An 11,548-nucleotide genomic window follows, 5' to 3' on the forward strand; every position below is an offset into this window, starting at 1 on the left:
TCACTATCTCCTGCTCTTCTGCCACACTTGTCTTTAGCGTCCTCTTCTCGCCAGTAGCGGGAAAATCAATCCCAGTCCAACCAGCACAAATGGCGTCACGATATTCAGCGTGAGCTGGAATGTCCACTCAGGAGTAAAGGCTTCCATTTTCGGGAAAATCCCGGTCAGACAGGCAAATGCGGTAAAGGCAAAGCACCAGATCCCCACGGTCATCGCAAGCGAGCGGTTGCGAATAAAGACATATTCCGATTTATATTTTTGCGCCAGGCGAATAACGGCAATGAACGCCACAAACACCCATAAATAACGCAATGGCATCACGACAGAGTTAAGATTCAATAGCCATTTATACAGGTTGTTCATGTCGCCAATTCCCAGTGTTGGCAACATAATCAGAATTGCCACCAGCACCAGCGTCAGAATATAACCATTTACCGGCGTACCGGAAGCGTTGGTTTTACACAGGCTCTCGGGAATATATTTACGATCAGCATCCCCCAGCAGAACTTTAAGCGGTGCATCAATAGAAAATACCAATGCCGCAATCTGTCCCAGCGTATTGGCAACCGCGTAAATAACCATCAGCGAATTACCCATACCATAATACTCACCCAATTTCTGGAAGGCGTAATATTGACCATTCGTCATCAGGTCATCTGGAATATGCCGGGAGTCAAACATCATTCCCATAGCCAGCGACCCGAGAATCGCGCATACCGCTACCATAACAGCCAGAACGAGCATCCCTTTTGGAAATTCTTTGCCCGGATTACGTGTCTGATTAACGTATGGCGAAATTTTCTCCGCACCGCCCACGGCAAAGACCAGCATGGAGATCGTGGTAATGTAGGTAAAATCGATGTGCGGGATAAACGATTCCCAGGTGATATTGGTTGTCGCTATTTGCACATCCGTAATTGCAGGCGCGGTTACCGCCATCACAACATACAAAATGGACATCACAAACATCGCGATGCCAGCAACTGACCCAACAATTTTCAGCGACTTCATGCCACGGGACGCAACCCACATGAAAAAGACAAACAGCGCCAGCGTCAGCCCCTGCAACGCCACGACGGTGTACTCTTTAATCAACGAACCATCGCCCTTCAGCGCCCATCCCAGCGCAATCAGAATAGCCTGCGGTTTTTGCGCCAGATAAGGTATATGAACAACCCAATAGGTCCAGGCAGCAAGATAGGCCAACCCTGGCCCCATGGTATGTTTAATCCAGGTACTGACTCCGCCTTTACCCTCTTTAAAGGTTGAGCCAAGCTGCCCGACGATCAACGCGTAAGGAATAAAATAGAGCGCGAAAATAAATATCCAGGAGGAGACAACAACCAATCCCTGATTAGCATAGTTGTTGACGACGTTACCAAAACCCCAGACGGTAATAAATGACATTAATGCAATGTTGTACCATCGCAATTGTTTTTCCTGCACACCAGCCATACGCAATCCTTTGTGGAAGCTTTTTGATTATCAATATATGAGGCGTGGGATTATGCGCGGTAAAATGAGCGAGCGGAAACGGCAGGATGTAAAACTATAACCTTCTGCACACTTTATTTTTAGGACAGACGTGTGCGATTAAATAATGCAGGTTCCCATAAAGCATACATAAACAGTATGTATGGGAACCTGTTCATATTCTGTTAAATCAGGTCAAATGTGCGCAATAGAATTGGGCGTATGGCCCGTCTTACGCAGCAGCATTAGTAAATAAATAAACGATACGCTGGCGATCATGATAAACAGCAAGCTATCTGAATAATTCTGCATCAGCATCGCAGTAAACGAAGGTCCCAGCAGACTGCCCACGGTATAGCTCAATAGCAATGCCTGATTCATGGCGACCAACTGATGATGTTCCACCTTTTCACAGGCCCAGGCCATCGCGACCGGATAGAGGGTAAAGCCTGCCGCACCCAACATAAACAACGCGGGTGCCATCGCCGCCTGGTTCAGCATGGCGATACTCCCGACGATCACCACGAAGACCTGGACGCGTAAAACCAGCAGACGTCCCAGCTTATCCGCCAGACGGCCAATCGGCCATTGCCCCAGAATACCGGCACTTACCAGAACCGCCATCCAGAAACCAATGCTGGCGTTGCTCACCCCCTGATGGTTGAGATACAGCGGCATCAGGCCATACAAAGACCCCAGCACGATCCCGGAAATAATGCAGCCATTAACGCCCAGGCGCGCCTGACGCAACCTCAGCATGGAGACAATAGGCGTAGACTGCTGTTCATCGCCCTGCTGATTAGCAATGCGCGTAAAGAGCAGTGGCAAAACACCCGCCAGGATAGTACCTGTCACCCACGGCAGGACGTTCATCAATTCTGTTGATACTTTACTAACCAGCAGTTGGCCTAAAAACGTTCCCACGTAATAGATCATCATATAGGCGGCAAGTAACCGTCCACGATTACGTGACGTCCCGCTGCACATCAGCGCGCTTTCCACGACCACCCAGATCATGGCGCAGCCAACACCGGCGATAAAACGCCATGTCATCCAGCTCCAGAATCCCACCATAATCCCCAGCCCGACACAGCCCGCGGCAAAAATAAGCGAGGCGATGTAATAGCTGCGGTTAAAACCAAGGTGTTTTATTAAATACCCTGTCAGCAACGTCCCTACCAGATTACCGGTAAAGTAAGACGAGCTCACCACGCCTACCTGCCAGGTAGGCAGATTTTCATGGGCGAGCCAAAGCGGGACGAGCGTGTTTAACACGGCGATCGCCAGGGTCAACAGAAGTAGCCCGCACAGCAATAGCATGACGGGACGGGTATAGGTGGACATGAATAAAAACCGTGAGGAAGTTCAAATTTCATGCGCATCATGCCACTGCTAAAAACATTGTCAATCGGCGGAATCAGAGGGCTGAGGCGCTTTCTGGTCGATCGATTTGCATTACTGATTCTTAATGTGAATAGATAAAAAATACAAAAACACATCTGCTTGTTTTTATTGATCTAAAACAAAAATCTCGCGTTACGTTCAGTCGAAAAATTTCATGGACTCCCCTTACTTTTATTTCTTACTAAACTCTATGCGGGATGCTGAGCTGCATTGTCTTCAAAATAGAACAGTGAGTTCTTATTTATCTATCTAATCCAAATATCGTTCTTTTCGTAGACTTAAACTCATCAAATTTCCCCCACTGATACTGAACAGGAGAAATACCATGACTAAACCTTACGTAAGACTTGATAAAGACAATGCGGCAGTACTGCTGGTCGACCATCAGGCTGGCCTGCTCTCTCTGGTTCGGGATATCGATCCCGATAAATTTAAAAACAACGTGCTTGCGCTCGGTGACTTAGCAAAATACTTCAACCTCCCAACCATTCTGACAACCAGTTTTGAGACAGGACCAAACGGACCGCTGGTACCGGAACTGAAAGCTCAATTTCCCGATGCGCCCTACATTGCTCGCCCAGGAAACATTAACGCATGGGATAACGAAGATTTCGTGAAAGCAGTAAAAGCGACCGGCAAAAAGCAGCTGATTATCGCTGGTGTCGTGACGGAGGTTTGCGTCGCTTTCCCAGCCCTCTCGGCTATTGAAGAAGGTTTTGACGTCTTTGTTGTCACCGATGCTTCAGGCACGTTTAATGAAATTACCCGCCATTCAGCATGGGATCGGATGTCTCAGGCAGGCGCTCAATTGATGACATGGTTCGGAGTAGCATGCGAACTGCACCGCGACTGGCGCAACGATATCGAAGGTCTGGCGACGTTGTTCTCTAATCACATTCCGGATTATCGCAATCTGATGACCAGCTATGACACGTTAACTAAGCAGAAGTAAAGACTGGGGCAAAACCCTGACCTGACATGTAGCCGGATAGCGCGCAGCTTTAAGGCCTACGGATATTGTAGGCTTGATAAAGCACGAGGCGCCATCCGGCGTATTATGGATTAACTCGCCACCGCCATACCGACGGTCATATGCAGCCCGTAGAACACGCCACGACCAATCAGCTCGCCGACTAACAGCAGAATAAACGCGGCAGAAAGCAACGGAACGGCAGGCTGGTAACCCTTCACTTGCGGTACTATCCAGCAGCACAACGCTAACGCCAGTGCCACGATCCGCCACGCCATCAGCGAACCGTAATCCGGAACCAGCGCAGAGGCCTGTTGAATAGAACTATGGATTGTCGCCAGTTCAGTCCCCTGCATTACCGACATGATGGCACTCACGACCAGAGCAAGCACTGATATAGCCGGCAGCAGGCGCATCGCCCAACCATCCACGCCAGCAATTCTCAGTAACAGATATCCCAGCAGCGGACCGCCCATAAACATCGTCAGGAAGAAGCCCAGCGGTGTCCAGACGCTGTACCAGGTCGGTACGGTATCGATGGTGTTATACACGCGCACCATCATCCAGACAAAAACCACACCCAGCACCATGGTGACAACTAACCACAGATTGCGTAATGCGGGCGACATTTTCTTCAACATAGCCAGCAGCCAGCCGATACCGCCAACGGCAAAGAAGAGTGAGCCGCTGGCAATTTCGTTACTCAACGCAGATGACCCAACGCGATTGAGTGAGTTAAAGGCGCGCATCGGTGAGCCCAGGTGGAGCATGGAAGCAATAAAACCAATGCCCATTAATACCCACAGCCCAAACATGCAGGTAATTACGCGTTGCTGCGATTCTGGGCGTAAGCCCCCTTTCATCAACGCCAGCGCCAGAACAATAAAACCGCCAACCACACACTGTCCGAAGACCGTGAAGATCATCAGCGGCCATTCATGCCATCCACTTCCCATCTTACACCTCCTTCGGATTGGCCAGATAACCTGTGGTATCCCCGGTCGGGCGGCTATTGGCGTTAGGTTTGATGACAATGCTCGGTTTGGTAAAGTGCGCGCCCGGCAGTGGCGCAACCGCAGCCAAAGTACCGTGTTTTTTGCGCAGTTCATCAATTGGTCCAAAATCCAGCGCACGCAGTGGACAGGACTCGACGCAAATAGGTTTCTTACCTTCAGCGACGCGCTCATGGCAACCATCGCATTTGGTCATGTGCCCTTTGTCAGCATTGTACTGTGGTGCACCGTAAGGACAGGCCATGTGGCAATAGCGGCAGCCGATGCACACATCTTCATCGACAACGACAAAGCCATCTTCACGTTTGTGCATCGCACCGCTCGGACACACCTTGGTACAGGCCGGGTCTTCACAGTGGTTACACGCAATGGAGAGGTAATAGGCAAAGACGTTCTGATGCCAGACGCCGTTGTCTTCCTGCCAGTCACCGCCCGCGTACTCATAAATGCGGCGGAAGCTGACTTCAGGGGTTAAATTTTTGAAATCTTTGCACGCCAGTTCGCAGGTTTTGCAACCGGTGCAACGGCTGGAATCAATAAAAAATCCATACTGGGTTGTCATCGGTTACTCCTTACACCTTTTCAACCTGAACAAGGTTCGTGTGTGATGGGTTCCCCTTCGCGAGAGGAGACGGACGCTGGGTCGTCAGGACGTTAATACAACCGCCCTGGTCCACGCGTTTTGCGTCCGGGTCATACCACGCCCCTTCGCCCAATGCCACCACGCCAGGCATCATACGCGGCGTTACTTTCGCCTCGATGTGCACTTCACCACGATCGTTAAAGATGCGCACCTTGTCGCCGTTGTTAATGCCGCGTCGCTGGGCATCCATCGGGTTGATCCACATTTCCTGGCGGCAGGATGCTTTCAGAACATCCACGTTGCCATAGGTCGAGTGGACGCGAGACTTATAGTGGAAGCCAGTCAACTGCAGAGGGAATTTCTCCACCAGCGGATCGTTTAAGCTCTCAAAGCCTGGGGTATAAATCGGCAGTGGATCAATCACATCACCTTCCGGCAGTTCCCAGGTTGACGCGATCTCGGCAAGCTGCTGCGAATAAATTTCGATCTTACCTGACGGCGTGGTCAGCGGATTGGCGTTAGGATCCTCACGGAACGCCTTGTAGGCCACGTGATGTCCCTGCGGGTCGCGCTGTTTAAAGATCCCCTGCTTGCGGAATTCTTCAAACGTTGGCAGTTCAGGAATGGCTTTGCGCGACTGCTCGTACAGATGACGCATCCACTCTTCCTGAGTACGACCTTCTGTAAACTGCTGCTCAACACCAAGGCGTTTCGCTAGCTCACTGGTCATCTGGTAGATAGTCTTGCATTCGAAGCGTGGTTTGATCGCCTGATCGGTGAAAATCACATACGACATATTTCCGCAGGAGGCATCCAGTGCGAAGTCCATCTGCTCCGAAGCGGTGCAGTCCGGCAGCAAAATATCCGCGTATTTCGCCGAGGAGGTCATATGACAGTCGATGACAACGATCATCTCGCACTTCTTATCATCCTGTAGGATTTCATGTGTGCGGTTGATATCAGAGTGCTGGTTAATCAGACAGTTACCGGCATAGTTCCAGATCATCTTAATCGGAACATCGAGCTTATCTTTGCCACGAACACCGTCACGCAGCGCCGTCATCTCCGGACCTCGCTCAATGGCGTCCGTCCACATAAACATAGAGATGCTGGTTTCGACTGGGTTTTCCAGCGTAGGCATACGTTCAAACGGCAAACTGTATGAGCCCTCACGCGCCCCGCTGTTGCCGCCGTTAATCCCAACGTTACCGGTAAGGATTGCCAGCATAGAAATGGCACGAGTCGCTATTTCACCGTTAGCATGGCGCTGCGGTCCCCACCCCTGACTGATATATGCCGGTTTAGCGCTACCGATTTCACGTGCCAGTTTGACGATTCGATCAGCAGGAATACCGGTAATTTGCGCTGCCCATTCCGGGGTCTTGGCGATACCGTCTTTGCCCTGCCCAAGAATATACGCCTTATAGTGACCGTTTTTCGGTGCGTCGGCCGGTAAGGTTTTCTCGTCGTAACCCACGCAGTATTTATCAAGGAACGGTTGATCGACCATGTTTTCGGTGATCAGCACATACGCCAGACCATTCACCAGCGCCGCATCGGTACCTGGGCGGATCGGGATCCATTCATCTTCACGACCCGCACCGGTATCCGTGTAGCGAGGATCGATAATAATCATGCGGGCATTGGATTTCTGTCGCGCCTGTTCAAGGTAATAGGTTACACCACCCCCGCTCATACGGGTTTCACCTGGGTTATTCCCGAACAGAACCACCAGCTTGCTGTTTTCAATGTCGGACGGGCTGTTACCGTCTGCCCAGCCGCCGTAGGTGTAGTTCAACCCGGCAGCGATTTGCGCTGAAGAGTAGTCACCGTAGTGGTTCAGGTAGCCGCCACAGCAGTTCATCAGACGTGCTACCAGCGTTTTGCCTGGCGGCCAGGAACGTGTCAGGGTGCCGCCCAGCGTACCTGTGCCGTAGTTCAGGTAGATAGACTCGTTGCCGTAGTCTTTGATAAGACGCTGCATATTGCTGGCAATGATGTCGTAGGCTTCATCCCAGCTGATACGCTCAAATTTCCCTTCGCCACGTTTACCGACACGTTTCATCGGGTATTTCAGACGGTCGGGATTATAAACGCGACGACGCATGGAGCGACCACGCAGACAGGCGCGTACCTGGTGCAAGCCGTCATAGTTGTCATCACCGGTGTTGTCGGTTTCAACATACTTTATTTCACCGTCTACCACGTGCATACGCAGAGGACAGCGGCTACCACAGTTCACCGTACACGCGCTCCATATGACTTTCTCATTGGCCTGTGTCGGATTAAGGGCTTCTGCAGCATTTGCAATACGGGTAAATGGCAGGGTAAACGCGCTACTGGCCACCGCCAGTCCGCCTATCGCCGTCGTTTTCACCAAACCTCGGCGACTAACCTCAGCTGCCAGCATGGCATCGGGGATCTTAGTTTTCATAGTGGCTCACTCTGCTGCTCACAATAAACAAAAGAGAAATACTCATTATATAGATTTTTATATAGCGTTAATATCAATATACAGACTGGTAGATACTGAATTTGCGAAAAGACAGAGATAAATACTGACTTTCATTCGAAGGCAGTATTACTCCTATGGAGGTAGGCGTTATTGTCCGACGTCAAACGGGCATAAAAAAAGCGCCCTGAGGCGCTTTTTTAGCAAAGAAAGGTAGCTTAGCCGATAAATTCCAGGCCATTCATGTACGGACGTAACACTTCCGGAACCTGAATACGGCCATCAGCCTGCTGATAGTTTTCCATCACCGCAACCAGCGTACGTCCAACCGCCAGACCGGAACCGTTCAGCGTATGTACTAAACGGGTCTTTTTGTCGGATTTGCTGCGGCAACGCGCCTGCATACGACGAGCCTGGAAATCCCACACGTTGGAGCAAGAGGAGATTTCGCGATAGGTGTTCTGCGCCGGGATCCACACTTCCAGATCGTACGTTTTGCATGCGCCGAAGCCCATGTCGCCTGTGCACAGGATGATCTTACGGTACGGCAGGCCCAGCAGCTGAAGAACCTTCTCAGCATGGCCGGTCATCTCTTCCAGCGCGTCCATAGAGTCTTCCGGGCGAACGATCTGCACCATTTCAACTTTATCGAACTGGTGCATACGGATCAGACCACGGGTATCACGACCGTAAGAACCTGCTTCAGAACGGAAGCACGGCGTATGCGCGGTCATTTTGATCGGCAGCGCATCTTCGTCAATGATTTCGTCGCGAACCAGGTTGGTCAGCGGAACTTCTGCCGTTGGGATCAGCGCATAGTTGCTGCTGTCAGCTTCTTCATCCAGCGGACGGGTGTGGAACAGATCGCCAGCAAATTTCGGCAGTTGCCCTGTTCCGTACAGCGTGTCATGGTTAACCAGATACGGAACGTAGTTTTCGCTGTAACCATGCTGTTCGGTATGCAGATCCAGCATGAACTGAGACAGCGCACGGTGCATGCGCGCGATCTGCCCTTTCATCACGACGAAACGAGAGCCGGTAAGCTTAACCGCAGCGGCAAAATCAAGACCCGTGTGCATTTCACCCAGGGTAACGTGATCGCGCACTTCGAAATCAAACTCACGCGGAGTACCCCAACGGCTGACTTCAACGTTGTCATTTTCATCTTTACCCACCGGAACGTCGTCCGCTGGCAGGTTAGGAATGGTCAGCGCAATGTCGCGGATCTCGGCCTGTAAGGTATCAAGTTCAGCTTTCGCGGCATCCAGCTCTTCGCCCAGTTTGTTCACTTCCAGACGTAAAGACTCGATATCTTCCCCGCGCGCTTTTGCCTGGCCGATGGATTTCGATCGAGAGTTACGCTCTGCCTGCAGGTTTTCAGTTTGTACCTGCAGAACTTTACGACGCTCTTCAAGAGCGCGCAGCTTATCTACATCCAGCTTAAAGCCCCGGCTTGCCAGTTTTTCTGCGACTGCGTCTGGCTCATTACGCAGCAGATTGGGATCGAGCATGCTTATCCTGTGCTTATCGAATTAAAATAGGAGAAAGTGACCACAGCCTGCGGTCACAGGGATACAGAGACAACATTACCGCAACGATAACACTAACGGTAGCGTTTTATAGGGCTATTTTGATCCTGTCCGGCGAGCCAGGCGAGCTTTTCGCCAATCTTGCCTTCAAGACCTCTGTTTGTGGGGTGATAATAGCGCGTTTGTGCCATTTCCTGCGGGAAGTACTCTTCTCCGGCGGCATAGGCATTTGGTTCATCATGGGCGTAACGATACTCCTGACCATAGCCCATTTCTTTCATCAGCTTAGTTGGCGCATTGCGCAGGTGGACCGGCACGTCGTAATCCGGACGTTCGCGGGCATCAGCCAGCGCGGCTTTGAAGGCGGTGTAAACCGCATTACTTTTCGGCGCGCAGGCCAGATAAACAATCGCCTGAGCAATCGCTCGTTCACCTTCCGCGGGTCCCACGCGGGTAAAGCAGTCCCATGCGGAAATTGCCACCTGCATGGCGCGAGGGTCGGCATTGCCGACATCTTCAGAGGCAATGGCCAGACAGCGACGGGCAACATACAGCGGGTCACCGCCTGCACTAATGATGCGCGCATACCAATAAAGTGCCGCATCCGGGGCGCTGCCGCGAACCGATTTGTGTAATGCGGAGATGAGATCGTAAAAACGATCGCCTTTATTATCGAAGCGTGCGCTGCGTTCACCGGCAATTTCAGTGAGCAATTCTGGTTTCAATACGCGCTTGCCAGAATCATCAACTTCGGCCATATCGGCCATCATTTCCAGCGTATTCAGCGCTCGCCGTGCGTCACCATTAACCAGTTCGGCAATCGCCCGACGCGTCTCTGGTGGCAGTACGATATCCTGGCCGCCGTAACCCCGGGCTTTATCTGACATCGCCTGGTCCAGCACCTGTTCAATATCGTCGGTGGTTAACGATTTCAGTAAATAAACACGCGCCCGCGACAACAGTGCCGAGTTCAGTTCAAACGAGGGATTTTCAGTGGTAGCGCCAATAAACGTGATGGTACCGTCTTCAATATGCGGTAAAAACGCATCCTGTTGGCTTTTATTAAAACGGTGAACTTCGTCCACGAACAGGATCGTACGTCGACCCGCGTTACGATTCTGACGCGCCCACTCAATCGCTTCACGAATTTCTTTTACACCAGACGTGACCGCCGAAATTCGTTCAACATCGGCGTTAGCGTAACGGGCAATAACTTCGGCTAGCGTGGTTTTCCCCGTCCCCGGCGGACCCCATAAAATCATAGAGTGCAGGTGCCCGGCCTCGATGGCGCGCGGCAAGGGTTTACCCGCAGCCAGCAGATGCTGCTGGCCGATGTACTGCGCTAAATTTTCTGGCCGCATACGTGCGGCCAGTGGCTGAAAGGTATTATCAGAAAAGTCGAGCGACAGATTGCTCACTCACACGCCTCTACTTACGTTGATCGTCAACCGTTACACCTTGCGGCGGGGTAAAGGTGAATTTCGAAGGTTCAATCGCACCATTCTGCTGAGATTTCAGCTGATAGCTGCTGCGCTGATCGTCTTGCTCAACGGCACTGAACTGATGGATCGTCCCGTCCCGCCCAACATTGATAGTAAACTGCTTCAGGTTACCGCTGCTGGTTTTTGGCGTCAGCACGAAATCATCGCCGTTTTGCTTAATGTTGTACTGTTGCCAGTCGCTGGCCTGGTTACGCGCAATCAGCATAAACGGCGTGTTGCCCGTAGCGTCTTTCAACCAGGTCGCAGTCGCCTGCTCAACAAACGGGTTAAAGAACCACAGCGTTTTACCATCGGAAACCAGAATGCTCTCGTCAGGCTGCGTCATATGCCAGTTAAACAGATTAGGGCGTTTAACCCATAAGTCGCCCTGACCTTCCTGCACCGCCGCGCCGCTACCGTCCGTGACCTTCTGAGTAAAGCTGGCATGGAAGCTACTGACTTTATCCAGACGGCTTTTCAGGTCGCTGGCAGCATCAGCCCAGACGCTGCTCACCACAAAGCTAGACAGTAATGCACAGGTGATTGCGATTCTTTTCATCGTTATTCCTCAAAATACGTCACTCCCAACGGGGAGATCCCTCTGCTATCCATTTCAGGCCAAAAATCAGCATGAGGAAAGTAG

General features: G+C 51.4%; 9 protein-coding genes. 1 reads left to right on the forward strand and 8 read right to left on the reverse strand.

The window, feature by feature from the left end:
- Nucleotides 1–33: 33 nt before the first annotated feature.
- Nucleotides 34–1,455 (reverse strand): amino acid permease, encoded by a 1,422-nt coding sequence (locus tag OGX83_RS09530; RefSeq protein WP_286587885.1) that lies wholly within the window; start codon nt 1,453–1,455, stop codon nt 34–36.
- Nucleotides 1,456–1,668: 213 nt separating this feature from the next.
- Nucleotides 1,669–2,817 (reverse strand): MFS transporter, encoded by a 1,149-nt coding sequence (locus OGX83_RS09535; RefSeq protein ID WP_003831907.1) that lies wholly within the window; start codon nt 2,815–2,817, stop codon nt 1,669–1,671.
- A 385-nt stretch (nt 2,818–3,202) separates the two neighbouring features.
- Between OGX83_RS09535 and ycaC the strand changes: the two genes are divergently transcribed.
- Nucleotides 3,203–3,829 (forward strand): isochorismate family cysteine hydrolase YcaC, encoded by a 627-nt coding sequence (gene ycaC, locus OGX83_RS09540; protein WP_003035746.1) that lies wholly within the window; start codon nt 3,203–3,205, stop codon nt 3,827–3,829.
- A 110-nt stretch (nt 3,830–3,939) separates the two neighbouring features.
- On the opposite strand, the gene OGX83_RS09545 is transcribed toward ycaC, so the two are convergent.
- The 6 genes from OGX83_RS09545 to lolA all read right to left on the reverse strand — a co-directional run bounded on the left by OGX83_RS09545 (nt 3,940) and on the right by lolA (nt 11,464).
- Nucleotides 3,940–4,803, reverse strand: a complete 864-nt coding sequence (locus OGX83_RS09545) for a dimethyl sulfoxide reductase anchor subunit family protein (RefSeq protein ID WP_286587888.1) — start codon at nt 4,801–4,803, stop codon at nt 3,940–3,942.
- 1 nt (nt 4,804) lies between these two features.
- Nucleotides 4,805–5,422, reverse strand: a complete 618-nt coding sequence (dmsB, locus tag OGX83_RS09550) for a dimethylsulfoxide reductase iron-sulfur subunit DmsB (protein ID WP_003831905.1) — start codon at nt 5,420–5,422, stop codon at nt 4,805–4,807.
- A 10-nt stretch (nt 5,423–5,432) separates the two neighbouring features.
- On the reverse strand, nt 5,433–7,877 hold the full coding sequence (dmsA, locus tag OGX83_RS09555) for a dimethylsulfoxide reductase subunit A (RefSeq protein ID WP_008784257.1): 2,445 nt from the start codon (nt 7,875–7,877) through the stop codon (nt 5,433–5,435).
- Between the two features lie 236 nt (nt 7,878–8,113).
- A complete protein-coding gene (gene serS, locus OGX83_RS09560) occupies nt 8,114–9,406 on the reverse strand; it encodes a serine--tRNA ligase (protein WP_003831902.1) in 1,293 nt (430 codons plus the stop codon).
- Between the two features lie 92 nt (nt 9,407–9,498).
- Nucleotides 9,499–10,842: a replication-associated recombination protein RarA gene (gene rarA / locus OGX83_RS09565; RefSeq protein WP_048235726.1), complete on the reverse strand. Its 1,344-nt coding sequence runs from the start codon at nt 10,840–10,842 to the stop codon at nt 9,499–9,501.
- A gap of 10 nt (nt 10,843–10,852) precedes the next feature.
- Nucleotides 10,853–11,464 (reverse strand): outer membrane lipoprotein periplasmic chaperone LolA, encoded by a 612-nt coding sequence (gene lolA, locus OGX83_RS09570; RefSeq protein ID WP_003831898.1) that lies wholly within the window; start codon nt 11,462–11,464, stop codon nt 10,853–10,855.
- Nucleotides 11,465–11,548: the final 84 nt, after the last annotated feature.

The organism is Citrobacter sp. Cpo074 (assembly GCF_030332745.1).
In the GTDB taxonomy this organism is placed as follows: Bacteria; Pseudomonadota; Gammaproteobacteria; order Enterobacterales; family Enterobacteriaceae; genus Citrobacter; species Citrobacter portucalensis.